We start from the raw sequence: 26,055 nt of genomic DNA on the forward strand, positions 1-26,055 counted from the left end.
CGTGAGAGTCCCAAGATGGCAACGATTAACAGCAGCGAATTTAAAAACGGCCTTAAGGTCATGATCGATGGTGATCCGTATGTGGTGGTGGATCATAACCACGTTCGCCCGGGTAAGGGCCAGGCATTTCACCGTATGCGTATTCGTAATTTGAAAACAGGCCGCGTGGTTGAGCGCACTTATAAGTCAGGTGAGTCACTAGAGTCGGCAGATATCATGGAAACCGACGTTCAGTATTTGTACAACGATGGTGAAGCCTATCACTTCATGGACCCAGCAAGCTTTGAACAATACGCGATCCCTGGCGATACGCTAGAAGGCGCGCGTGATTGGCTTAAAGAAAATGATACCTGCATTTTAATGTTATTTAACGGTGCGCCTTTGAGCGTGACCCCGCCAAATTTTGTGGAGCTTAAAGTCACAGAAACCGACCCAGGTTTGCGTGGCGATACTTCGGGTGGTGGCAGCAAGCCTGCAACCTTAGAAACGGGCGCGGTGGTTCGTGTACCTTTGTTCATCAACGAAGGTGATGTGTTAAGAATCGACACGCGCACGGGCGACTACGTATCGCGCGCCTGATCAACATGCTCGATCGTTTACAATCACGCAACGCACTGTATGCTGCTTTGCGTGATTTTTTTTCTGCACGTGAGGTCTTGGAAGTTGAGACGCCGTTGATGGCGCCCACGACTTTGCCAGACCCCAATGTCCCAAGCTTAACCGTAGCGTACGCGCCAGAAGGCGCAGTACCCAAGCAGTGGTATTTGCAAACCTCCCCTGAGTTTTTTATGAAGCGGTTATTAGCCCAAGGCTCGGGTTCTATTTTTCAAATCGGTAAAGCGTTTAGAAATGATCATATTGGCAGACACCACCGTCCCGAGTTTTCGATGCTGGAGTGGTACCGCGTGGGTTTTGATCATCACGATTTAATGGATGAAATGGATGCGCTGCTGATGATGGTGCTAGGTGGTGAAAAAGCGCTGCGCATCACTTACGCTGAGCTTTTTATGCAGAATGTGAAACTCGATCCCATTGAAGCCAGTGCACAAGATTGTTTGGCTGTGATTGAGCGTGAGCAGATTCAATTGTCAGAGGCTTTGCAGGCAGCGGATAAAGACACTTTGCTGAATCTGATATTAAGCCATTGCATCGAGCCCAGTCTTGGGTTTGATCGCCCGTGCTTTATGTATGATTATCCCGCTACGCAAGCGGCATTGGCCCGCTTAAGTGATGATGGTCTGACTGCTCATCGCTTTGAGGTATATGTGTGTGGTATTGAGCTCGCTAATGGCTTTTATGAATTGAACGATTCGGCTTTGCAGCGTGAGCGCTTTGAACGCTATCAAGCTGAGCGAATTAAACAGGGTTTAACACGCCTGCCCAATGACGAAGCGTTTTTGGCTTGCTTAGATCATTTGCCCGATTGTGCGGGCGTGGCTTTGGGTTTGGATCGTTTGCTCATGTTAAAACAAAGCGCTAACACGATTGATGACGTGTTAGCTTTTTGATTTAAACCATTCGATCGCGCCAATCTTTGAGGTTTTGTCAGATTCCAGCGCTTTAAAGTAATCATTCGCGAGCGTTTTGCCAAGTTCTACACCGAATTGATCAAAGGGGTTGATGCCCCAAATTGCAGACTGTGTAAACACCTGGTGTTCATACAGTGCGATCAGTGCACCTAAACTTTCAGGTGTGAGTTTATCGGCTAGCAACAAGTTCGATGAGCGATTGCCTGGCATGACGCGGTGTGGATGATTGTCCGCGGATTTAATGTCCCGACCCAGTGCCAAGGCATCGGCTTGTGCAATCATATTTGCAAAGAGCAGCGTTTGTTGCGTGTACGTCGGGTTTAAGCTTTGACGAAAGCCGATGAAGTCGATCATGCTGCGCTCATGGCTTTGATGTAAATGCTGGTGAAAAGCATGTTGACTGTCACTGCCGACACCGCCCCAAATAATCGGGCCCGCGCCAAAGGCGAGAGTTTCGCCATCGCGGCTAACCGATTTGCCGCAGCTTTCCATGACAAGCTGCTGAAGATAGGGCACAAAGCGTTCCAAGTAGGTGGAGTAGGGAATAATCGCCTGGTTGTTGATACCTTGAAAATTTCGTTGCCAAATGTTTAACAGCGCTGTCATCACGGGCAAGTTATTTTCAAACGGCGTATTCAAAAAATGTTGATCCATTTCATGCGCGCCGAGCAATAATTGCTTAAAGTTTTTAAACCCAATGCTTAAAGCGATGGGCAAACCTACCGCAGACCATAAAGAAAAACGCCCGCCGACAAAATCCCAGGTTGGAAAAATATGCGCCTCATTAATGCCAAAGGCTTTGGCTTTTTCCGTGTTTGCGGTGACCGCGACGAATTGATAATCAACACAATTATCAGAGGCGGTCATATGCGTTAACCAATCCTTGGCCATTTGCGCGTTGATCAGCGTTTCTTGTGTGTTAAAACTTTTTGACGACACAATAAACAAAATGCCGCCAGGGTTTAAATCTTTTAATTTCAGGCTTAAGTCAGAGGGATCAATGTTTGAAATAAAATGACAACGGACTTTTTTCTTGGCGAAATGGCTTAATGCCTCAGTTGTAAAACGCGGGCCAAGGTCTGAGCCACCAATACCAATGTTGACAATGTCAGTGATGGGTTGGCCGTTAACCCCTTTAAGTTTGTGTGTGAACACTTCATGGCAAAACTGTTCCATGTGAGAAAGTGTTTCGGTGATTTTTTTGTGTTCAGTGTTTGGGTCGCGCAAGGCTGTGTGCAGCGCCGGGCGATTTTCGCTGGTGTTAACAGCTTTGCCGCCAAACAAGGCTTGAATCTGTTCTTCAAGTTTGGCGACTTTGGCGAGCTCAATGAGGGCAGCTAAGCTTTCTTTGTCGACACGTTGGCGTGAGAAATCTAAAAGCCAATGTGGTGCATCGATAGAGTAGTGATCAAAACGATGTTTTTCAGTCATCAGATTAGCAAGCGGGGCTGTGCTTAAACGTTCTGCGTGTGCTTCTAGCGCGGACCATTCTCGGGTTTTGTTTATCATGTCCTATCTCTCGGTCTGAGCTTTTTCCCAATAATCAACCATCGGCTTTAAAGTTTTGTCGACGATTGTGCGAAGTTTTAATAGATCAAAGCCTGCTCGAAATCGCGGATTGTCCAGTGTGCGACTAAGCTGGCGGCTCGAAGGTTTTTCCAAGCGAAATTGTAATCGCCATATCTGATGAATACTGGCTTGAAAACGTTTAGGCAGTGAAACAATAGAGTTTTGATCGCCCATGGCTTGAAAGCCTGCTTCGATTAATGATTGAGCGTGGGTTAGTTCACCATTTGCATGGATCTCATCTTTCAGCTTAATCACGGCAGGCCATAACAAGGCTGCGAATAAATAAATGGGTGAAGTCGTTTTATTTTCACTGATACGAGAGTCGCTGTCCTTAAATAGCTGGGTGAATAGTTTGTCGATTTTTTTCGGGTCATCCAACATGGCGTTATGGCTTGCGGGTAAAATAATTTCAAACAAGCCGTGTTTTTTAAGCAGGCTATACACCTCAACGGCATGGCCTGAGTGGAACAGCTTGATCAACTCATCGAGCATGCGCGATGGCGGCACGTATTCCAACCAGTCAGCACATTCCTTGATGGGGCTTGCAGTGTCTTTACCCATTTTAAAGCCAAGTTTGGCGGCAAATCGAATCGCGCGCAGCATGCGCACAGGGTCTTCACGGTAACGAGTTTTGGCGTCACCCAGGATGTGAATCTCTCTGCGCTTGATGTGTTTAAGCCCGCCGACATAATCCACCAAGCTAAAGTCAGCAATATTATAGTATAAGGCGTTGATGCTAAAATCACGCCGCCAAGCATCCTCTTCAATCGAACCATATAAATTATCGCGCACCAACATGCCATCACGTTTTTGCAGGTGTTCGCTGTCTTCCATGTTCGCACGGAAAGTGGCCACCTCAATAATGTGTCGGCCAAAGTAAATGTGCGCCAAGCGAAAACGTCGACCAATGATGCGACAGTTTTTAAAGAGTGATTTGACTTCCTCAGGTGTGGCGCTGGTGGCGACATCAAAATCCTTCGGGTGTTTATCTAGGAGTAAGTCACGAACACAACCGCCAACCAGATAGGCTTCGTGACCGGCTTCGTGTAGGCGATAGAGTATGTTTAGGGCGCGCTTATCGAACTGACTGCGTGATAAGCTGTGTTTTTCTCGCGGGATCACCGCAGGTTTAGCATCCATTCTTCGTCTTTAATCGTTATTATGGAGGCAAGAGTATAGTCGACTGGTTGCCTGAATCAAGCTTACTGTATGGCGTAAAGGCGCTGATCGCGGAAAATGAGTTGTGTTGAGGGAATGGTTGGGTTGCTCTGGTAGGTCCAAACGGTTTCTTCCACATTGCGGTACTGATATTGAACCTGGTTCACAGGCAAGGGCGTGCCGCACAGGTAAGCCACATTGGCTTCAGTCATGCCGATTGCAATGGCATGGGCGGCAGTGCAGAGTGTGGCTGCTGCGGTTGCGCTGGCCTTGCTGTGGTTGAGTTTTGTGACCACGCCGTTTTGAATGACCACAGATAAGCCATTGGCGGGATAAATCCAAGTTTGTGTGTTTTCTGTCATTTCGCGCACGCGCGCTGTGCGAGTGGTGGATTGATTCGGTTTGCCGCAGGCTTTGAGGACTTGGCCGATATCATCGCCAGGGTATATATAGGTGTACGTTTTGGGGCACATGAAGCTTGTGGCGGCCAGACTTGTGCTGACAATAAACAGTGATAAAGAAAAGAGTGTGCGCTTCATGCTTGAAAACCTCGTGAATACTGGATAAATTCTAAACAGATGAAGACTAAAACACAATACACAGCCGACCAAGATGTTTGTATCGAACGCGTGGAATCCTTGCATAAAGGATTTTTCCATTTTAAAGCGTATTACCTCCGTTTTCACTTGTTCGAAGGTGGTATGAGTGAAATGGTGCGGCGTGAGCTTTTGGAGCAGGGTGAATCAGTGGGCGTGTTGCCCTATGACCCTGCGCGCCAAACTATTTTATTGCTTGAGCAGTTTCGTGTGGGTGCTCTAGGGGATCGGCGCTCGCCTTGGTTGTATGAACTGGTGGCTGGCCGCAATGATCAACCAGAGACACTTGAAAGCTTGGCTTGCCGTGAGTCGCAAGAAGAAGCCGGACTTGATGTCATGCGTCTTGAGAAGATGTGTGAGTATTGGAGCTCGCCGGGTGTGACCGATGAGCGCTTTCACCTGTATCTTGGGTATGCCGATTTATCAAACGCGCAAGGCGTGCATGGTTTGAAGGAAGAGCATGAAGACATTCGCGTGCACGAAGTCTCGATAGCTGAGATTCCTCGCTTACTTCAGCAAGGTGATGTGCGAAATGCTATGACTGTCATCGCGCTACAGTGGTTTTTACTGCACAAGGTTCGTGTTTGACCTTTCAAAGAAACTTGTTATGATCGTTCGGTCTTAATAAGGGTGGTGTGCATGGCCTCGCAATACAATGCTAAAGATATTGAAGTCTTAAGTGGTTTAGACCCGGTCAAGCGCCGGCCCGGCATGTATACAGATACCACGCGTCCCAATCATTTAGCGCAAGAAGTGATCGATAATAGTGTTGACGAAGCGCTAGCGGGCCATGCCAATGAAATCAAAGTCATTCTATATAAAGATGGTTCTTTGTCAGTTGAAGACAATGGTCGCGGTATGCCGGTGGATATTCACCCGGAAGAAAAGCTGCCGGGTGTGGAGCTCATTCTTACACGCTTGCACGCAGGCGGTAAGTTTTCTAACGCAAATTATAATTTCTCTGGCGGTTTGCACGGCGTGGGTGTGTCCGTGGTCAATGCTTTGTCCACTAAGCTTGACGTGAGCATCAAGCGCGATGGTCATGTGTATCACATGAGCTTTGCCAATGGCGATAGAGCCAGCAAGCTCAAGCAAGGTGACGCTGTGGCTAAGCGTGAGACGGGTACGTTTTTGCGTTTTTGGCCGGATAAAAAGTACTTTGATTCATCGAAGTTTTCATTGTCGCGTTTAAAACATGTTTTAAAAGCCAAGGCTGTATTATGCCCGGGCTTGAAAGTTGAATTGTTTGATGAAAACACAGAAGAAACTACGGTCTGGTATTTTGAAGGCGGCTTAGCGAGCTATTTGAGCGAATCATTGCAAGGCTTGGAATGCGTGCCTGAAGACACCTTTGAAGGCAGCATGAGCTCTGATCGTGAAGCAGTCGACTGGGCGGTGACCTGGTTGGCCGACGGCGGTGAACTTACGCAAGAAAGTTATGTGAATTTGATTCCAACAGCGCAGGGCGGTACACACGTTAATGGTTTTCGTACCGGCCTTTTAGAAGCGATTCGAGAATTTTGTGAGTTTCGCAATTTATTGCCGCGCGGTGTGAAATTAACACCTGAAGATATTTGGCAAAATTGCGCGTATATTTTGTCGGCCAAGTTGCAAGACCCGCAGTTTGCCGGCCAAACGAAAGAGCGTTTGTCTTCGCGTGAATGTGTCAGTTTTATTTCGGGTGTTGTTCGAGACGCGTTTAGTCTTTGGTTGAATCAACATATCGATCAGGGTGAGCGTTTGGCTGACCTTATCATTAGCCAAGCACAAAAACGATTAAAAGCGGCTAAGCAAGTGGCGCGTAAAAAAGTGGGCTCAGGCCCTGCGCTGCCGGGTAAGCTTGCCGATTGCACTTGCCAAGACCCTATGCAGGGTGAGCTCTTTTTGGTAGAGGGTGATTCAGCCGGCGGTTCTGCCAAGCAAGCCCGTGAACGCGAGTTTCAAGCCGTCATGCCTTTGCGCGGTAAAATTTTAAATACCTGGGAAGTCGATTCGGGCCAAGTGCTAGCCTCACAAGGTGTGCACGATATTGCCGTGGCGATTGGTTTAGATCCTGGTTCCAGCGATTTAAGCGGTCTTCGTTATGGCAAAGTGTGTATTCTAGCCGATGCCGACTCTGACGGTTTGCACATTGCTACATTGTTGTGCGCATTGTTTATGAAACATTTTCCAGCTTTGGTAAAAGCCGGCCACGTGTTTGTGGCGATGCCGCCTTTGTATCGCATTGATGCAGGCAAGGAAGTGCACTACGCACTCGATGATGCCGAAAAGCAAGGCATTATCGATCGCCTGCAGGCTGAAAAGAAAACCGCAAAACTCAATATCCAGCGCTTTAAAGGTTTAGGTGAAATGAACCCTTCGCAGTTGCGCGAAACCACCATGGCGGTGGAAACACGGCGCTTGGTTCAGCTAACCGTTGAAAGTGAAAAAACGGCTGAAAAATTATTGGATATGTTGCTTGCGAAAAAGCGCTCGCAAGATAGAAAAGTTTGGCTTGAGAAAAAAGGTGATTTAGCCGAGGTGATATAGAGCCTGGTTGCCTCCATAAACTAGGCAAATTTTCCGCTTTGCTAATCCAAAATACTTTCCCGATAGGGGTGGGATATTACTATGACGATCACAACCGAACACGAACAGTTAGCACTGAATACGTTCGCTGAAAAAGCGTATTTGGATTATTCCATGTACGTAATTTTAGATCGTGCCTTGCCGCACATTTCTGACGGTTTAAAACCCGTGCAGCGTCGCATCATTTATGCAATGTCAGAACTTGGGCTCAAGGCTGCTTCTAAATATAAAAAATCGGCCCGTACTGTGGGTGACGTGTTGGGTAAGTTTCACCCGCACGGTGACACAGCGTGTTATGAGGCTATGGTCACTATGGCGCAACCGTTTGCCTATCGTCATCCGATTGTGGATGGTCAAGGTAACTGGGGCTCGATTGACGACCCAAAATCCTTTGCAGCAATGCGATACACGGAAAGCCGGTTATCAAAATATGCCGAAGTGTTGTTAGCAGAGCTTGGCCAAGGCACCGTGGAGTGGAAGCCGAACTTCGACGGCAGCTTAGATGAGCCTGTGTGTTTGCCGGCCCGTTTGCCAAACGTTTTGCTCAATGGCGGGATGGGCATTGCGGTAGGTATGGCCACCGATATTCCTTCGCACAATCTTCGCGAAGTCGTGCGCGCTTTATGCTATCTCTTGGAAAACGGCAAAGCCACCACCGAAGAGTTGTGTGAATTTATCCTGGCGCCCGATTATGCCAGTGGTGCAGAAATTATTACTCCACGCAGCGAGATCATTGAAACGTATAAAACCGGTAATGGCTCGGTGAAAGCGCGCGCAACCTATGTGAAAGAAGACGGCGAGATCGTGATTACTGCGCTACCGTACCAATCGTCCGGCGCGAAAATTTTAGAGCAAATTGCTCAACAAATGCAGGCGAAAAAATTGCCGATGGTGAGCGATCTTCGCGATGAATCGGATCATCAAAATCCCATTCGTTTGGTTATCACTCCGCGATCGAACCGAGTGGATACCGATGCTTTGATGGGGCATTTGTTTGCGACAACGGATCTTGAGAAAAATTTCCGCATCAACTTTAACATGATCGGCTTGGATGGCCGGCCTCAAGTCAAAAGCCTTGAGAGTATCTTAAAAGAGTGGCTCGCATTTCGTGCAGAAACGATTAGGCGTCGCTTGCAGTATCGACTCGATAAGGTTTTGGCGCGATTGCATATCTTAGAAGGCTTGCTGATTGCCTTTTTGAACATTGATGAAGTGATTCACATTATTCGCACTGAAGATGAGCCTAAAGCCAAGCTCATGAAAAAATTCAAGCTGACCGAAACCCAAGCTGAAGCAATTCTGGAATTGAAATTGCGTCACTTGGCCAAGCTTGAAGAAATGAAGATTAAAGGCGAGCAAGACGAACTTGAAAAAGAGCGCGATGAGCTCGAAAAAATCTTGGGTTCTGCTCAACGTTTAAAAACCTTGATGCGCAATGAATTTGAAGCCATGGCAAAAGAGTACGGCGATGATCGCCGCACCCAATTGGTTGAACGTGATGAAGCGCAAGTCATCAGCGAAACGGCGATGGTGCCCGCTGAGGCCACGACGGTGGTGTTGTCACAAAAAGGTTGGGTACGTGCCGCTAAAGGTCACGAGCTAGATCCGACAAGTTTAAGCTACCGTGCAGGTGATGCCTATTTGGGATCGGCTCAAGGTAAAACCAATCAGCTTGCGATTTTTATGGACACGACGGGACGGACCTACGGCCTTCTAGCCAGCAGCTTGCCGTCTGCGCGCGGGCAGGGTGAGCCGTTGACTGGCCGCATTAAACCAGCGCCGGGTGCGATGCCGATTGCGGTGATGATGGGCGAAGATTCACAAAAAATATTATTGGCTTCAAACAATGGCTACGGTTTTGTGTGTACGTTGTCAGAAATGATCACTAAAAATAAAAATGGTAAAGCCGTATTGAAAGTGCCGGCTGAAGGCAAGCCATTACAGCCTCAGAATGTGGCTGATCTTTCTCGCGATTTGGTGGCTGTCATCAGTAATCAGGGCCACTTGCTTGTGTTTGCTCTAAAAGATTTACCGGAGCTTGCCAAAGGTAAGGGCAATAAAATGCTCAATATTCCAAGTAAAGCCTTTAAAGAGCAGAAAGAGTGGATGGAGTACATGGTCGTGTTTAGTCCAGAAGACAGCTTGACCCTGCTATCAGGTAAGCGTGAGTTGACCTTGCGGCCGAAAGATTGGGCACATTATCAAGGTGAGCGCGGTCGACGAGGCAATAAGCTACCGCGCGGTTTCCAGAAAGTGGATGCTTTAATGCGAACGTAATGAAGCTAACCCGCCCTGGGCCTGCGGCCTGCGAATAAGTGGGCGGGTTTTTACGCCGATTTTAGCTGTTTTTGACAAAAACGCGTGGCTGTTGACCAATAGCGCAAAGCCTTTTATAGTTGAAAAACCTGCTGGTGGAATGGATTATGGACTTATCAAGTATCGAGAAAAAAATTAAAGCTTTGCTTGAGCGCTGTAAGCAGCTTGAACAGAAAAATTTGCATCTTGAAAATCGCTGCCGTCACCTTGAGCACACCCACAGTGAGGTGACGCATAAAGCCAAGCGTTTGTTGAAACACCTAAAAACCTTGCATAAGGATTGATTATGAGCGCGCTGGATTTGAATCACTCACCGGAAGTCACGATTAGTGTGCTCGATAAAACCTACCGTTTTCGTTGCGCACCTGAAGATCAAGACAGCCTGCACAAAGCTGCAAAGCTTCTTGAGCAACAGTTAAGAAAAACTCGCGAAACAGGTGTTTTAGGCGCTGATCGTCTGCTGTTGGTTACAGCGCTCAATTTGGCAGGTGATTTTATTGCTGCGCGCGATGATTTAACGTCATACGATAAAAAAGCCAGAGAATCTTTGGAAAAAGTCATACACAAAATTGACGAAGCCTTGACAACCGCCGAGCAACTTGAGTTAGAATGATCAGGCTTGTCGGGCAATTAAGTATTTGAGCCGATACGACGTAAAGAGGGGTGTTCCCTGTCGCTTTGTTGTGATCGTTATTTTTGACGATTCTGATAAGCAGCATATAATCCCCACTTGAACCTTAGGGTTCATTTACGTTTGCCCGACAAGCTCATTTCTAGCATTAATCGGATTAGCACGCTTTGGCAGGTAGCCCGGGTCGTGACCCGGAAAAAGTAAGTGGGTTAGCTGATGGATCGTGACGCGCTGCGCCAACACTGTAAAACAGCCCGCGCTGCACTGAGCCAAGTCGAGCGCGATGCGGCGGCTGAAAGTATTCACCAGAAACTTTTATCGCTTGAGGTTTATCGCAAAGCTAAAACCATAGCAGCCTATGTGGATTACCAAGATGAAGTGCCCACAAAAGCGCTGCTTCATACCATGCTTTTGCACAGCAAGCGCGTGTATTTACCAAGAATTACTCAAAGCGTGTCGCGGCAAATACGTTTTTTTTTATACGAAGGCGATAGTACGCTTGAGAAAAACCGTTATGGTATTTTTGAGCCTAGCCTTGAGTCACCTGAAATCACCGTCGATTCTTTGGATTTTGTCATCGTACCCCTGGTTGGTTTTGATGAACAGTGTTTTCGCTTGGGCACGGGTGCGGGGTATTACGACCGCGCCTTTGCCAATGCTTCCACACGACCGTTTTTATGCGGCATAGCATTTGAGTGCCAGCGTTGCGAGACCGTGATGCCAGAAGCTTGGGATGTGCCCGTTGATTGTGTCCTGAGTAACGAACATGTCTATGGTGACGGTGATGCAGGTGGTTGAGTAGTTCTGTGGCCAGCGGGGGGTTGACGACATTCTTTTTGCCATGGTATCAACGACAATGAGTTGACGGTCTCTTTGTGCCCAAAAAGGGCAAGCGCCTGTTTTTGTTCAAGCTTCAAGCCATCACCCCCTAGAAGCCATTTAAAGCGCGTCGGAAGTTGAAGAGCCAGTTCGTTGCGCTGTTTGGCGGCGTCGTCTCGTAGGTTTTCTTCGGGAACACGGTACTCAGCCAAGCCAATCCAGTCTGCAAAAGTGTTAAAAGCCTGATTTATGGGGCGATGACGATCGGGAAATCTATCAAAAAATGCGGTCTTTGGCGTCCAAGGTAAATCGTCTAGGTTAGTAAATAACCCAAAGAGTAGATTGTATGCACAGAAGTCTTCGGGGATATTGTACAATTGATTGTTTTCATCTCTAAGGTATTGGTGGCGAGATAGTTCACTAACAAGTTGTTGCTGTACTTCTCTATCAAAATCAATAAAGGTAGCCTGATAAAGTTCGCAAAGTTTAGCCGAAAACGCATCAATCGTCATTTGTGCTTCAACAGCCGATAAGAAGTAACGCTGAGTAAATTTGGGGTACTCAAGCGCATCCGGATCTAAGCCGGTGTTTATTCTAAAACAAACGGCTGTTTTTTCGTCATAAGCAGCAAGGGGTCGTTTTTGTGCGGTGCTAGAGGATGGCATGATGATTCTTTTTTACGTTATTATTTTCTGACATTTTAGGCGTTAAATATTAAGAGGGTTATGGCCTATCAATACAGTGCTCTAAATCTCTTTTTATATTAGACAATACTTCCCTAGCTTGTATTATTGAAGTTAGCGGATAATTATAATGCAAAGTTAATGTTAACTTATCATTAAAAATCGAGCTCACAAGAAAAAACCTGTTTGGATCAGCTGAATAAAAATGAGTTGTTGCAGTAACCAAAGTATTGACAATACGGTCATTGATTTTTAAGTTACCAGGCTTGAATCGTCCCAAATTACTGATAAAAACAGATGGCTTATTGTATCTAATATTAGAAATCAAAGAATCAATAGATAAACATCTAGCATTAAAATCAGATAATAATTTTAGCTCTTCTTGTACGGTTTTGTTAAACACAACGCTGTCAATTTGTTCTGATAACTTCCCAAAAAGCTCAATGCTGGATTTTTTATTAATAGATTCCAGCTCAAAAAATGAAGCGCCGCTTGCAAAATAGACCTCATCATCACGAACTTTTATATTCATAAATGGCCTTAGATTAAAAAGCATACCTAATTGCATATTTTCCAACCCAACTATTTTAGATAATGTTCTATTTGCAACAATAGCCAAATATGAAGTAAAGCGTATTTTATTTTTTTTGCACCATTCAATTATTCGGTTTAACTCTATTGCATTTATATCGCCTATTATAACCCTCGTCGCTGAATTTTCATTTAGAGTCCCATTGTAGGGTAGTTTTTTATAAATATACTCACCAAAGTTTAAGTAATTTTCAACTCTATCTAATTTTGTAGAATTAATTTTCACACTTGAATTAAAAATTAAATCATTATGATACGCATCTAATATTTTAAAAAGTACATATCTTGCTGGCAATCCATCTATAATTGAATGATGAAAGGTTGAAAAGATATAAATCTTATTATGCAAGACTACTAATTTGAACCTAACCAAAGGTGGACTATAAAGATCAAATTTCTTATTTAACTCAATGTTAATAATGTTCTCGGGTAAAATATCCTTACTTGAAGAAGTTATTTCTATTGGAAAAGTCACATTCTGAGCCTCCTCAAAAAATAAATGACTTTCATTTAAATAATAGTGAAATTGGGTAAGGGTGCTGCTGTAAGCCTGAATTGTACTAACAAGCTTATCTATATCGTACTGTCCCTCAAGCTCAATATAGGAAACTATGTTATGTGGCAAATATTGACTCAGATTACAAGCCAAAAGTTCATGTAACCCAAGAAAACGTTTAGTCATATAAAATATCCTTTGTAATTATTCAGCAAATCTCACGGAAGTTTACTCATCCTGATAAACAAAAGCGGGTAATCGTCTTTTAAATAAAGTGTCTAACGCTTTAGTGGCGGTCAAATATTTTGGTATAAACTCACAAAAAAATATTGTAAATTTATACCGATTATTAGTTTAACTCATTCGTGATTACGGCCGGTTGAATGTCCTGGCTATCAAATCTATGTTGAGGCTTACAATAAGTTTCTTTAATCAACCAAGCGATTATTAGGCTTACTATGAAAGCGATAGGCATAATTAATAGCATATGATGAAAATCTGCAATAGAGTATATGGGTAGGCCATTCACAAGTTTATGATCCCATCCTAAATCAAGTAACCAGCCAGAAAATGGAAAGCCTATTGCGCCGCCTAATAGGCAGGTAATAGAAACAATGCTTACTGCTGTGCCAGTTAAAATAGAGGGGTTTCGTTCAGAAACCAAAGGATAGCTAATTACTTGGCTACAAGTCATGAGACCCAGTAAAAAGAAAAGAATGCTTAAAGAGGTAAAGCCCAGTCCCGATATATATAAGGTAGGTACAATTATCACAAGAGATACTGCCGAAAAAATAAGCATTGGTAACCGTCGGAGCCCCATTAAATCCGAAATAAATCCCATTAGTGGTGAGCCAACAATGCTTCCCCAAAACAGCATACCACAAACAAAAGAGGCTTGAGCCGACGAGAGTTTATCTGCTTGCATCAGATACATTTTCCCCCACATAGCCCCTAATAAAAAAATAGGTAGGTTGAGCAAGCATGTATATAAGCCAGCTAACCAGTTTTGTAGATTACCTAATACAAGAAGAATACTTTGCCATAGGCCTAACTGTTTTAAGCGGCCATACTCTTCGGCAGTTTTTGCATAATGATGTGCTGGCCGATCTTGAATAATGAGCCAGAGCCAGCATGTCAGGATAACACCTAGCGCTCCATTGATAAACATCATACCTCGCCATCCAAAAAAATCGACCAATATAGTTGCGGGCATTTGAGCTACCCATCCGCCAAGCATAGCCATCATTACAATCAGACCAGTTAGAAGAGCTATACGTTTTGGAGGAAACCAACGAGAAGCTAAACGGATCGCACTTAACAGGCAAAAGGAACCACCAACACCAATAATAGCTCGGCAAATTCCAGCTAGAATAACCGAGGGGGCTAGAGCAAAACCAAATGTACCTGCAGTACACAAAACCATTGCTAGTAAAACTAAATTTCGAGTGGAAAAACGATCTAGCAAATTCCCTGCAAGAAATAAACAGGCGACGTTAGCATAAAAATATGTAGAAGATAGCTTGCCTAGTGTCTCAGCATTAATATGAAAAGTACCCATTAATTCCGTACTAATTGAATTTACAATGTTTAACTGAATAAATTCATAAAAAAATAATAAACCGCCAGATAAGCAAACAAGCCAAGGTAACCAATGATTTGCTTTAGAAAAGCGCCCCTCCATTATTTTAGTTAAAACTGCCATTTTGTTACCTCCGTTTTCTTAGTGATGACCACCTGCTTCACTGTCTGTGCTGGACGGCGCATCTTGATGCTGAGCTTGGGGTTTGATCGCTGTCATGCTGGTAAGCAATGTTGCTACGGCATACACGAAGTAGTTAATGCCGACCAACACGCTGATGGTCCAAGCCGATACCATGCCGGTTTGAATCCAGATGATGAAGGCTAAAACGATCACAATGATACCGCCAATAAACATCAAACCCCAGTTTGAGGTTTCAAAACGTTGAAGGCTGACCAAAAGATCGATAACACCTTGAATCCAGAACAAAAGGGCTAAGAATAAAATTAAGCCATCGACGGAGTAGGGTGTAGCAGACACGAGCCAAATACCGGCAATTAAATACACGAGTGCGGCTAAGAGTGACAATAAAAAGCCTGGCACAGCAACGGAAGCAAAGCTTCTGATGGCCGTGACAACACAGCTGCCTAAAAAAACCAGACCGTAGATTAATTGCGCGTGTTCGCTGAACATGCCACACAAGACTAAGCCTGCGATACCTAAAATAATGTACAGCAACCCTTCAAAGGTAAAAGAGCCACGGTGATAAGCGATTCCTTTCATGAACATACTCACTCTATTAGTTTAACACCCATTAAACTTAGACTAAGATTTTGATTTTGTAAAGAAAAAGGCTTAGGTCTTAGATTGAAGATAGGCACTTATGAGCAGCGTTTTTCCAGAATAAAGCGCATAGCCGTAAACTATCAGATGATTATCGTTCATCAGGATGGCTTTGGTTTTATCAAGTGTGGCGCCCCTGGCCGTGCCTGTGAGAGTGGCGGTGTAGGGCGAGCTTGCTTCACAAGCGTATTTTAGCGTTGCTGTTTCCAGGCTTGTGCTGTTGGGCATGGTGTAGTTCACGCTTAATGTATTGTTTGAACCAAAGTGTGCATGGGTCACTTGCCCAGTTTCTCGGTGCTGGGTTGTGCCATAGGCCCAGGTGCCCTGCCAATCGTGATCAGTAAAGGCACTGGCGCAAGCGGCAAAACTTGATGAAGCAATAAAAAGACTCGCGATTAAGGTTAAAGTTTTCATGGGGTGGCTCCAGGGTTAATGAATAATACTGTCATTCTAGTCTATAGATGTTAAATAACCAATGTGCTTTTATAATCGATGGCGCTGATCAAAGTCTTGAAAACCGGTGAGTTCGTCGCTATCCAGGCCTTTTGAAAAAGCGATGGCTTTGAAGAGCTCACCCATGGCATTGGGGTGGGTGAGTTGTCGGTAGACGTTTTGTGTTTTCAAATCGATCGATTCACCTTGCCTGAGTTTGTCCATTAGGCCGCAATTGACTAAAAAGCTCGCTTGGTTCGTAAAGCCTGTAAGCTCAAAACCTGCCGCGATGCCAGCTTCAGCCAATGCAGTAAAATCCACATGCGCGGTGATGTCTTGAAGACCAGGGTGTAAAAAGACATCGTGATGTGCATGATGACGATAGTGACAGGTGAGAGTGCCGCCTGTGCGCTGTGGGTGATAATATTCATGTGCGGGATAGCCGTAATCAATAATCAGACATACGCCTCGCGTCATGCTCTCAGCTAAAGTTTTTATCCACGGTGCTTGCAGCCGGTTGATTTCAGTGCTGTAGCTGGCGTGTGTTTGCGAAAGTGCATTTAAAGCTTCGGGAATATCATGAACAGGCTGGCCTAGTCGTTCAATGAACTGGCCGCCATCAGAGCTGATAAGCACCTCATGCCATTGCCCATTGTGCGAGCGTATTTTATCCACGGGCATGGCATCGATCACTTCATTGGCAAGCATAATGCCTGAGAATGTTTCCGGTAGGGTATCGAGCCAAACAATGCGGTCAAAAAAATCAGGACAAGTGTCTTTGAGCATTCGGGCTTGTCTTTCGCGTAAATCGGGGCTGACTTCAAGTATGTAATAGTGATTGGGCAGGCAATTTATTTTTTCTAGCGCGCAGAGAATATCGCGCGCCAGCTTGCCCGAGCCCGCGCCGAGCTCTAAAATATCACCGCTATTTTCTAAAGCTAATAATACATCTGCACAGGGCTTCGCTAAACATTCGCCGAACAAGGGTGTCAGTTCGGGTGCGGTGATAAAATCTCCGCTCGGCCCAAATTTCGTGCTGCCTGCACTGTAATAGCCCAAGCCTTGCGCATAGAGACAAAGCTGCATGTAGTCGTGAAAAGAGATGGCGCCGCCATGGCGTTTGATGTTTTCTGCAATCTGTGCGCGAAGTTGTGCACTGTGCGCCAAGGCTTCAGGTGAAGGTTGTGGTAAATCGCTTGCTTTCATCGAAAGAGGCTTTAGTATTAAAAGCACTATTCTACGCAAAGAGTCTGGCACAATGAAGGATAAAGTCGTTTTAATTACCGGGGGTGCAAAGCGTGTAGGCGCTGAGGTGGTTCGCCATTTGCATGCGTTGGGCTATCGTGTGGTCGTGCACACGCGTCATAGTTCGGCAGAGCCTTTGCTCAATGAGCTCAATGCCAAGCGAAAAGATTCCGCTGTTAGTTTGCAAGCCGATTTATCTGATATGAAAGCCATTGAACGATTGGCGCAGGATGCCTTGAAAATTTTTGGCCGCATCGATGCCCTGGTGAACAATGCTTCGAGTTTTTACCCCACCCCGGTCGGGAAAATTGATGAGGCGGTCTGGGATGATTTGATGAACATCAATGCCAAAGCCCCTTTGTTTTTAACACAGGCTCTGGCTGGCGAGCTTAAAAAGAACCAAGGCGCGGTGGTAAACATGGTGGATATCCATGTCGAGCGGCCCTTAAAAGATTTTCATGTGTATTCTATGAGTAAAGCGGCATTGGAGATGCTGACCAAAACCTTGGCGCGTGCCTTAGCGCCGGATGTGCGGGTGAATGCGGTCGCGCCCGGTATTATTTTATGGGGTGAGTCGGAAAAAGATTTTTCTGAAGAGAAAAAAGCACAGATGATTAAACGCGTGCCATTACAACGCCAGGGTGAGGCGAAAGATATTGCCGAAACCATCGCGTTTTTATTGCAACAAAAATACATCAATGGGCAGATTATTGCGGTTGATGGTGGAAGACGTTTGGCGGTGTAGCTGCTAGAGAATGTAGCGACCGTCTTTGCGAGAAGCGAAGCAACGAAGCAATCTCCAGGTTAATGAGCCAGATTGCCGCGCTCACCGTCGTTCGCTCGCAATGACTTCGGCGATGAAGTGTAGCCTGTATATGGACTCATGGCGATAATGACATCCCATTCATCCGGCTCAACGGGCATCACGGATAAACGGTTGCCTTTTTTTACCAAGCGCATATTGGATAACGCGGGCGATTGCTTAAGTTCATCAAGACTAATGATGGTTTTAAACTTTTCTTTAAACTTTACGTCCACCATAAACCAGCGTGGATTATCTTCCGTGCTTTTGGGGTCGAAATATTTACTTTCAGGGTTCCAGGCGGTGAAATCGGGGTAAGCTTCTTTGACCACTTCTGCGATACCGACAATACCGGGCGGTGTGCAGTTTGAATGATAAAAGAAAATCAGGTCACCTTTTTTCATGCTTTTCATGAAATTACGTGCTTGGTAATTGCGCACACCATCCCAATGTTCAGTTTTTTTCGGCATTAATTTTAAATCATCGATACCAAAGACATCGGGTTCGGATTTCATGAGCCAGTAATTCATTATCAGAGCACCTTATTTTGCAGGACTTGCTATCTTAGGCGCTAGTTTAAAATTTAGCTCGGCGAGTGTAAAGTGAGAGTAGATCGTTAATCAAGCTTTTGTTTTCTGCCTCGGATGACTGAAGAGCGGCTAGGGCAGTTTCCGGTGTCAGCTTGTCTTGCCCGCGATAATCTTTGGCATAAAAGCAGCGTGCTAGATATTGTTGATACTTATCGGCATAGCGTTCGCTTAAAGCCTCAGGGTAATTTCGCCCGATAATACGAAGAGCAAGCTCGCGGTTCTCGGCGGTTTCAAATTCTTCGATGAAGTGTTGTTTGAGTTCTGGCTTGGCTTCGTGAAAATTTAAAGCGGTGTTTTGATCGCGTCGCGATAAAAAATCACTTTGATACAGGATGCTATCAAGATCAGCGTCTGGCACTAAAGGGTATTTGTAATCTAAGTAATGGTTGGTGATGGCTTCCAATATTTCAGGGTTGTTTTGTAAAAATCGCTGGTTGTTTTCAACGATTGCCAGGCGGTCTTCGCTAAAGTGGCGCATAAAGCGTTTTTTGGTGGGTAAAATAAATGGCGCTTCAGCCAATTTTTTTTTCATGCACCACGTGGTTTTCTCAAGGCTGTCGATCGTTGTTTCAGCGAGCTCTTCGCGATCTAAACGCAAAAAGCACCACTGATTACGGTAATGGCGATGTTGGCCTAAACACAATGCAAAGGTTTGAAAATGTTGTCCGTAGCCGAGCTTGCTATCAACGAGGATGGCTTCTTTGAATGACGTATCGCTAAACGCAAAGCTTAATTGCTCCATGCGTTTAGCATCTTCGAGCTTATTGAAGTAGCCGCTGGCGTAAGCCCACATGGCCGTGTTGGCTTTAAGGCGCCTTGCCAGTGCAAGCGTGGCGCGCACATCGACCATGGCATCGTGTGCTTGGCCACTCGCCAAATTATTTTCCGCGTTAATGTTCTCAAGCTTTAAAGACACGCGCCCATCAAGCATAGGCCAACGTAAATCACATTCACCAAATAAATAAAACAATACGGTGATGGGAAAGATATCCATGCGCGCGCACTGGTTCGCAAACTGATGCGTGTAGGGTGTTAAAAGATTGCGATAAAAGCCAAAGCGTAGAAACTCATCATCAAAGCCCAGTGTGTTGTAGCCAAGGCTTACTGTGCCGGGCTCATTCATCAGCGCATGAATCGCACGAATACCTTCAACCTCAGGCAGGCCCTCTTGCATGTTTTCAGGGCTGATTTGGTGGGTGAGTACCGCGCCGGGTGCGGGCACAATATCATCGCGCAGGCGAATGACGATTTCTTTTTCGTCCAATGTATTAAAGGTTTCGTCGGTGCGAATGGCCGCAAACTGCAAGACTTGATCAAAGGCAGGGTTTAGGCCAGTGGTTTCGATGTCGTAAAAAAGGTAGGTTTTCATGGTGCGATAATAGTGTGGGTTTCGTTAAAGGGTAAAAATAGTGTGTCTTTTTGTGTTATCGCTTTGCCTGCGTAGATCACGTATTTTTTTTCGACACGATCTTTTGTTAACTCTTGAAAAAAATCCAAGTGTTTTTTAAAGCGATCATCGTGGCTTTGGCTGGCTTTGATTTCAATCGGGGTCAGCGTGTTGCCTTGCTTGTAAATTAAATCGATTTCGCGCTCTGTTTTGTCTCGATAATAATAGAGCGAAGCAGTCAGGCCACGGTTATAGCACGCCTTAAAGGCTTCCATGACTATCATATTCTCGAATAAAGCGCCCCTTAAAGGGTCGCGTTCGACTTGTTTTAATTCGTTAATGTCCAGTAAATGGCACGCTAAGCCAACATCATTGAAGTACAGTTTTGGCGATTTAATTACGCGCTTGCCAAAATTTTCAAAATAAGGCGGCAGTAAGGTGATTAAATAGGAAGCTTCGAGTACCGCTAACCAGTGTTTTATTGTGGGCACGCTCACACCGGTGTCGACGCTTAAGCTATTCATGTTCAGCACACTGCCCACGCGGCTGGCACAGAGTTTTAAAAAGCGCTGGAAGCTTGAAAGATCTTTAATCTGAATCAACTGCTTGAGGTCGCGCTCAACGTAAGTGGCAATATAGTTATCATACGCGGTGGCAGGCATCAGTTTGGATTGGTATATCCTTGGATAAAAACCAGTGAACAAATATTCATCCACGGAAAGTCTGGTACTGGGGTCGATTTCTTCCAGTGAAAGCGGCAGAAGTTTGATGATGGCCGTTCTGCCTGCTAGAGATTGTGTGAGTGCGTACTGCAATGAAAACTGATGCGAGCCGGTTAGGATGAATTGCCCGACTTGTTGTGATTTATCGACCTCGACTTGGATATACGACAAAAGCTCAGGGCAGCGCTGCACTTCATCAAAAATCGCGCCCTGGGCATATTTTTCAATAAAGCTGACAGGGTCGCCATCAAACTCTGCACGTGTTTGGGGTGATTCTAAATTGACATAGGGTTTGTCGGCAAAGCACTGTTGTGCCAGTGTGGTCTTTCCCGACTGCCTTGGGCCGGTAATGGTAACCACGGGGTATTGGCCTGCAAGCCGCCGTGCTTGGTTTTCTGCAATACGTTTAAACATGGGTGCAGTCTATCATGAGGCCGGACAAATTTAAAGTTGAACTTTAAATTTGTCCGGTTTTAAAAAAATTATTTGTAAAACAAGGGCTTATTTTATTGAGTTTGGGACATCGGGCAAGATTATCCTTATAGATAAGGATGGTTTTTAAAGATATATCCTTGTCTACAGGGATAGATTTCGGGATTTTATCCTTTTAGACAAGGATAGGGGCTGTTTGCGATACCTAAGCAATCGTCTCAAGCTTGGCAAACGATTGCAGCAACCACTTGCTGCCGGCTTTTTTGAAGTTGACCTGCACGCGTGCGCCGTCGCCTTCACCTTCCACGGCCAGTACAATACCTTGGCCGAATTTCGCATGCGCCACTAATTGCCCGGGTCGAAAACCTGCGGCATCGTAGTCTTTAAATTTCGAGACGGGTTTAGGCTTGTGAAAACCCCGGCTTTGCGGGATCGTGACTTTCGCGCGGGGGCGAATTTCTTCCACACATTCACGCGGAATTTCATGCAAGAAGCGAGAGGGCGCTTGATAGGTTTCCCGGCCGTAGAGTGCGCGCACTTCGGCATAGCTTAAGATTAATTTTTCCATGGCGCGAGTCATGCCCACATAACACAGCCGGCGTTCTTCCAGGCAGCCCTTTTGATCTTCCAAAGACATTTGGTGAGGGAATAAACCTTCTTCTAAGCCTGCGATAAACACGAGTGGAAATTCTAAACCTTTAGCTGAGTGCATCGTCATGAGTTGGGCGCAGTCGGTAAACTTATCTGCCTGGCCTTCACCTGCTTCCAATGCCGTGTGTGCAAGGAACTGTGTGAGCGGATCGCCGTCCACATCTTCACGCAGTTCTTCAATAAACTGTGCGGCGGCACTGCTAAGCTCTTCTAAGTTTTCTACTTTGGCTCGCGCCTTTTCACCGCGTTCTTTGCGGTAGTGATCGAGCAGGGTGCTAAGATGCAACACTTGTTTAATTTTATCGGGTAATTTTAAATCAGCAATTTGCACTTGCAGTTCTTGGATCAACTCAATAAAAGCTGAAATGGCCGACACCGCTCGGCTCGGCAGCAAGCTTTCATCCATGATTTTTAAAGCGGCTTGCCAGAGCGATAAGCCGGATTCGCGGGCAATTTCACGGATGGTGGCTACGCTGCGATTACCAATGCCGCGAACGGGCACATTGATGATGCGCTCAAACGCACTATCGTTATTCGTGTTTTCAAGCAGTCGCAGATACGCCAGCGCATCTTTAATTTCTGCCCGTTCATAGAAGCGCAGGCCGCCGTGGATGCGATACGGTACACCCGCTTGCAAAAAAGCTTCTTCGAGAATACGAGACTGCGCATTGGAGCGGTACAGCACGGCGGCCTCTCTAAGCAGCCTGCCGCTGTGTTGCCATTGCTTGATCTTATCGACGATAAAACGTGCCTCATCCAAGTCATTAAACGCGGCATAAATGGAAATCGGCTCACCCTCGCTGCTTTCAGTCCACAGGGTTTTACCCATTCGATCATTGTTATTTTCAATGAGGGTGTTGGCGGCGTTTAAGATGGTGCCGGTGGAGCGGTAATTTTGCTCCAAACGAATGTGGGTGACGGGTTTGAAATCTTCTTCGAAGCGGCGAATGTTTTCAACTTGTGCGCCACGCCAGCTGTAGATTGACTGGTCATCATCGCCGACGACCATGATTTTATTGCCACTGTGGCATAACAATTTTAGCCAAGCATATTGCAAGCGGTTAGTGTCTTGAAACTCATCCACCAGCCAATAACGAAAACGTTTCTGATAATGATCGAGCACCGACAAATTGTCGCGCATCAGTTCAAAGGTGCGCAGCAACAGCTCGGCAAAATCGACGAGGTGCTGTTGAAAGCAGGCCTCTTCATAGAGCGCGTACATCTTCAGCATGTTTTTTTCGAAATAATCGAAGGCCTTGATGTCGCCGGCACGTAGGCCATCGTCTTTTTTCTGGTTGATAAACCACTGCACTTGCTTCGGAGGCCATTGGTTTTCGTCGATATCATGCTCGCGCATGAGGCGGCGTATCATGCGGTATTGATCGTCGCTGTCTAAAATTTGAAAATTCTGGCTTAAGCCGGCTTCTTGGTAATGTGCACGCAATAAACGATGCGCTAGCCCGTGAAACGTGCCCACCCACATCGCGTTGCTAGAAAGGCCGAGCATGCTTTCTATACGTTCATTCATCTCGCGCGCCGCTTTATTGGTAAAGGTGACGGCTAAAATATTAAACGGCGACAAACCTTCGGCTGCGATTAGCCAGGCAATTCGGTGAACCAAAACACGGGTTTTTCCGCTGCCGGCGCCGGCAAGAACCAATAAGTTCGACAACGGTGCGCTCACAGCTTGGCGCTGCGCGTCGTTAAGGTCGTTGAGTATGTGGGAGATGTCTTCCATAGTGCGGCGATTGTAGCATGGCTTCATAGGCGTGTCCCTGGGCAAGCTGGATTTTTTAGCGTATCGTTCGCGCATGGGTGAAGCGGTGAGTATCAGCAAGCAAAAAACGGCCTTGGTGCTTATGGCGGCACATCGCCCTTGGTTTCCAGCGCCTTGGTTAAATACACGGGTAGCGCCAGTGCGCCGGCGGGCTATTTGATGTGCTGTGCGGTCTTGGCCCTTTTTGCCGTTTTAAGTCTCTCGGCTATTCGCCGCCGCCTATCATCGTTTGATGTTAGCACGGAAAACGCCTACACTAGCGAAAAATAAAGCAGGTCCTACCATGCGCATCGCCTTTCAAAAAGCCCATTTTTTATTGAGTGTGGCCAGTGTTAAGCAGCTGCCACCCGATACCGGGGCGGAAATTGCGTTTGCGGGTCGCTCGAATGCCGGAAAATCCAGTGCATTGAATACGCTCACGCAGCAAAAAAGTTTGGCACGCACCAGTAAAACGCCGGGGCGTACACAGCTGATTAATTTTTTCGAGATTGATAATGATCGACGTTTAGTGGACTTGCCGGGTTATGGCTATGCTAAAGTGCCCGAGGCTCAAAAGCAAAAGTGGCAAGCCTTGATCGATGCCTATTTTCGCAAGCGCGAGTCCTTGGTGGGCTTGGTGCTGCTCATGGACATTCGCCACCCACTAAAACCGTTTGATGAGCAAGTGATCGCTTGGGCTAAATCTTGCAGTTTACCGCTGCATATTTTGCTGACCAAATCCGACAAATTAAAATACGGCGCGGCCAAAAAAACCTTGGATGAGGTAAAGCGTGCCTTGCCATCTGAGTTGATCAGTGTGCAATTGTTTTCTTCCTTGAAAAAAACCGGGCTTGATGAGTGCGAGCAGGTATTGTCATCGTGGATGTGTAGTAACCGTCTTGGGGGGTAACCGTCTTTGCGAGGCGCGAAGCGACGCGGCAATCTCCAGGTTAATGAGCCAGATTGCCGCGCTCACTGGCGTTCGCTTGCAATTGACGTTGGCCATAAAATGTAGCCTGTATATGGGTTGATGAGCGTAGCGAAGATAACCCGGGTTTGTGGCCTGTAAGACGGCAGCTGTTGTTGCAAGACCGAAGAAAAGTTGAACTCATTTGCTCTTTAAGTTTATAGTGTGATTTCTAATCTAAATAAGGATGTTACAGTATGAAATCCCTCAGCCCTTTAAAACCTTTAGTGTTAGGTTTGTTTACCGTGTCGTGTTTGAGCATGGGCGCTTCTGCGTTGGCCGCTGAGACAAGTTATTTTCCAGTGTTTGTTCAAGCTAATGCCCTGTCTGGCTTTCAATCTTTGAAAAAGACAACCGCTAGTGCCGTTAAAATAAATTTGCCCATCCATTATGATGTGAATTCTTTGAACGATGTTTGGGCCATCATCAAAGGCAACCATAACATTGAGCGTGTTTATCTTGATTCACAAAGCCCTTCTGTTCGTGCGGCAGTTTTTGATAGTTATGTTTCAGGTGTTGCTCAGGGAACGATCACTGTGGCATCCACGTTTCCATTTACTCGGTTATCACAAGATGTTTTGCCTGCGTACGGTATTGCTGGCACCATTCATGTTAACTCTGCAGGTTACCGAACTATCTCCTTTGATTCTAAGAATGTACTTCGCGAGTTGTCAGCTGCGCACGTGAGTATTAAAGCGATTGCTCGACTGGCTTCTAGGTTCGGCAAATCACCTTCAAGCTTAGCGAGGGAGGTGATCGATACCCAAAAAATGGCGGATAAAAAGCTTAACGGTAACACCGAAAACTTTGTGGAAAACTTGACGCTTGATTCCTCTGATCACCGTTTGGTTCAAGATGTGCTTAGCTCTGTTAAACATCAAAAGGTCAATGTGGGCCTGCAATTTGAGAGCCGAGGCTTAAGCGCAGAAAATATTAATAGTGCAGTGGCTACACTTGGCTCTGGGGTGATTATCTCGATTGGTTTTTCTGAGCGAAACGCTTTTGCAAGTAGGTCATGGTATGGGGCTTTAGATTTGGCTGAGAAAGCATCGTCTAATCTATTGGCTTACCGCAACACGGTTGCTTTGAGTGATTCACAATTTGGTCAGCAGCTGGCTACGTTAAAGAAAGCCACCAAGCTTCAACACCTAGCTGTCAATCCAGCAACACCGCGCCAAGCCAGTCAATTGAAGGACTACTTTGATAATGGCACGGGTCGATTGGTGAGCGTGGCAGTTGGCTTGCCGGTAGGGCTTTCAAATGCTTCTGCTGGTGGTGTCATGACAGCAGCTGCCAATAGTGTCAAGCCCCGCGGGGACGTTGTGTTTATTCGTAAGTCTGCGGCAAAGTACTCGAGTGTGCTGCATGAGATTGCTAAAAAGCATCCAGGTAAACACATTAGTACAGCAGATACTTGGAAACAATATCTTCACTATATAGAGAGTCCATTTTATTGCGCAACTGAAAGAACTTGTCCTGCTGATCGTTATATTGCGAACAAAATACTACACGAGAACTCGTCAATAGCTAATATGCGCGCCTCTTCTCGTGATCCATATTTTCAAGCTAGAATCGCGACCGCTGAAGACTTTAGCAAAGACTCGCAGTTGAAAGCCGGAGATGTGACGGACGGGCAAACTATCTATAGGCTGCGCAGCCTTGAAACCTCAGTGAATACCTTAAGCGATAGCGCGAAGTCGGAAGATAATTAAGGCAGGGGTGTTGAAAAAAGCGCGCGGTTTCGCGCGCTTTT

Annotated in this window: 23 protein-coding genes; 10 read left to right on the top strand and 13 right to left on the bottom strand. The window is 45.9% G+C overall.

The annotated features are described in order from the left end of the window. The first annotated feature begins 15 nt into the window (after positions 1–15). Positions 16–579, top strand: coding sequence for an elongation factor P (efp, locus tag COV52_03560; GenBank protein ID PIR11483.1), 564 nt, complete (start codon positions 16–18; stop codon positions 577–579). A gap of 5 nt (positions 580–584) precedes the next feature. Further along, on the top strand, positions 585–1,508 hold the full coding sequence (locus COV52_03565; protein ID PIR11484.1) for an elongation factor P lysine(34) lysyltransferase: 924 nt from the start codon (positions 585–587) through the stop codon (positions 1,506–1,508). On the opposite strand, the gene COV52_03570 is transcribed toward COV52_03565, so the two are convergent. The 3 genes from COV52_03570 to COV52_03580 all read right to left on the bottom strand — a co-directional run bounded on the left by COV52_03570 (position 1,497) and on the right by COV52_03580 (position 4,915). Continuing rightward, positions 1,497–3,038 (bottom strand): glucose-6-phosphate isomerase, encoded by a 1,542-nt coding sequence (locus COV52_03570; GenBank protein PIR11485.1) that lies wholly within the window; start codon positions 3,036–3,038, stop codon positions 1,497–1,499. The two genes, COV52_03565 and COV52_03570, sit on opposite strands and share 12 nt — an antisense overlap. 3 nt (positions 3,039–3,041) lie before the next feature. Further along, entirely contained in the window at positions 3,042–4,238 is a 1,197-nt protein-coding gene (locus COV52_03575) for a poly(A) polymerase (protein PIR11486.1), read from the bottom strand. A 62-nt stretch (positions 4,239–4,300) separates the two neighbouring features. Continuing rightward, a complete protein-coding gene (locus tag COV52_03580; protein ID PIR11487.1) occupies positions 4,301–4,915 on the bottom strand; it encodes a hypothetical protein in 615 nt (204 codons plus the stop codon). Between COV52_03580 and COV52_03585 the strand changes: the two genes are divergently transcribed. From COV52_03585 to COV52_03605, 5 genes are all read left to right on the top strand, one after another. Continuing rightward, a complete protein-coding gene (locus COV52_03585) occupies positions 4,835–5,440 on the top strand; it encodes an ADP-ribose diphosphatase (GenBank protein PIR11488.1) in 606 nt (201 codons plus the stop codon). The two genes, COV52_03580 and COV52_03585, sit on opposite strands and share 81 nt — an antisense overlap. Before the next feature lie 51 nt (positions 5,441–5,491). Next, positions 5,492–7,381 (top strand): DNA topoisomerase IV subunit B, encoded by a 1,890-nt coding sequence (gene parE / locus COV52_03590; protein ID PIR11489.1) that lies wholly within the window; start codon positions 5,492–5,494, stop codon positions 7,379–7,381. An 81-nt stretch (positions 7,382–7,462) separates the two neighbouring features. Beyond that, positions 7,463–9,697, top strand: coding sequence for a DNA topoisomerase IV subunit A (gene parC / locus COV52_03595; protein ID PIR11490.1), 2,235 nt, complete (start codon positions 7,463–7,465; stop codon positions 9,695–9,697). Positions 9,698–10,022: 325 nt separating this feature from the next. After that, entirely contained in the window at positions 10,023–10,349 is a 327-nt protein-coding gene (locus COV52_03600; protein ID PIR11491.1) for a hypothetical protein, read from the top strand. A 234-nt stretch (positions 10,350–10,583) separates the two neighbouring features. Then, entirely contained in the window at positions 10,584–11,165 is a 582-nt protein-coding gene (locus COV52_03605; protein ID PIR11492.1) for a 5-formyltetrahydrofolate cyclo-ligase, read from the top strand. On the opposite strand, the gene COV52_03610 is transcribed toward COV52_03605, so the two are convergent. The 6 genes from COV52_03610 to COV52_03635 form a co-directional block, all read right to left on the bottom strand. Further along, positions 11,138–11,851 (bottom strand): hypothetical protein, encoded by a 714-nt coding sequence (locus COV52_03610; GenBank protein PIR11493.1) that lies wholly within the window; start codon positions 11,849–11,851, stop codon positions 11,138–11,140. The genes COV52_03605 and COV52_03610 overlap by 28 nt on opposite strands. A gap of 58 nt (positions 11,852–11,909) precedes the next feature. Beyond that, positions 11,910–13,142 (bottom strand): hypothetical protein, encoded by a 1,233-nt coding sequence (locus COV52_03615; GenBank protein PIR11494.1) that lies wholly within the window; start codon positions 13,140–13,142, stop codon positions 11,910–11,912. Positions 13,143–13,305: 163 nt separating this feature from the next. Further along, positions 13,306–14,658, bottom strand: a complete 1,353-nt coding sequence (locus tag COV52_03620) for an MFS transporter (GenBank protein ID PIR11495.1) — start codon at positions 14,656–14,658, stop codon at positions 13,306–13,308. A gap of 18 nt (positions 14,659–14,676) precedes the next feature. Next, on the bottom strand, positions 14,677–15,264 hold the full coding sequence (locus COV52_03625; protein ID PIR11496.1) for a hypothetical protein: 588 nt from the start codon (positions 15,262–15,264) through the stop codon (positions 14,677–14,679). Positions 15,265–15,330: 66 nt separating this feature from the next. Continuing rightward, on the bottom strand, positions 15,331–15,732 hold the full coding sequence (locus COV52_03630; GenBank protein PIR11497.1) for a hypothetical protein: 402 nt from the start codon (positions 15,730–15,732) through the stop codon (positions 15,331–15,333). Positions 15,733–15,801: 69 nt separating this feature from the next. Then, entirely contained in the window at positions 15,802–16,956 is a 1,155-nt protein-coding gene (locus COV52_03635; protein ID PIR11498.1) for an SAM-dependent methyltransferase, read from the bottom strand. Positions 16,957–17,008: 52 nt separating this feature from the next. Here COV52_03635 and COV52_03640 point away from each other — a divergent pair, with 52 nt between their 5' ends. Continuing rightward, positions 17,009–17,740 carry a pteridine reductase gene (locus tag COV52_03640; GenBank protein ID PIR11499.1) on the top strand — a complete coding sequence of 244 codons (732 nt, stop codon included), beginning with the start codon at positions 17,009–17,011 and terminating at the stop codon, positions 17,738–17,740. A 59-nt stretch (positions 17,741–17,799) separates the two neighbouring features. On the opposite strand, the gene COV52_03645 is transcribed toward COV52_03640, so the two are convergent. The 4 genes from COV52_03645 to COV52_03660 form a co-directional block, all read right to left on the bottom strand. Continuing rightward, a complete protein-coding gene (locus tag COV52_03645) occupies positions 17,800–18,327 on the bottom strand; it encodes an EVE domain-containing protein (protein ID PIR11500.1) in 528 nt (175 codons plus the stop codon). A gap of 46 nt (positions 18,328–18,373) precedes the next feature. Further along, positions 18,374–19,756 (bottom strand): exodeoxyribonuclease I, encoded by a 1,383-nt coding sequence (locus COV52_03650; protein PIR11501.1) that lies wholly within the window; start codon positions 19,754–19,756, stop codon positions 18,374–18,376. Beyond that, positions 19,753–20,910 (bottom strand): AAA family ATPase, encoded by a 1,158-nt coding sequence (locus COV52_03655; GenBank protein ID PIR11502.1) that lies wholly within the window; start codon positions 20,908–20,910, stop codon positions 19,753–19,755. Before COV52_03655 ends, COV52_03650 begins: the two co-directional genes overlap by 4 nt. 223 nt (positions 20,911–21,133) lie before the next feature. Beyond that, on the bottom strand, positions 21,134–23,317 hold the full coding sequence (locus COV52_03660; GenBank protein ID PIR11511.1) for a DNA helicase II: 2,184 nt from the start codon (positions 23,315–23,317) through the stop codon (positions 21,134–21,136). A gap of 322 nt (positions 23,318–23,639) precedes the next feature. Here COV52_03660 and COV52_03665 point away from each other — a divergent pair, with 322 nt between their 5' ends. Continuing rightward, positions 23,640–24,245 (top strand): YihA family ribosome biogenesis GTP-binding protein, encoded by a 606-nt coding sequence (locus COV52_03665; GenBank protein ID PIR11503.1) that lies wholly within the window; start codon positions 23,640–23,642, stop codon positions 24,243–24,245. A 254-nt stretch (positions 24,246–24,499) separates the two neighbouring features. Continuing rightward, positions 24,500–26,014 (top strand): hypothetical protein, encoded by a 1,515-nt coding sequence (locus COV52_03670; GenBank protein ID PIR11504.1) that lies wholly within the window; start codon positions 24,500–24,502, stop codon positions 26,012–26,014. Positions 26,015–26,055: the final 41 nt, after the last annotated feature.

The sequence above is a fragment of the Gammaproteobacteria bacterium CG11_big_fil_rev_8_21_14_0_20_46_22 genome (genome assembly GCA_002796245.1).
Lineage (GTDB): Bacteria > Pseudomonadota > Gammaproteobacteria > UBA12402 > UBA12402 > 1-14-0-20-46-22.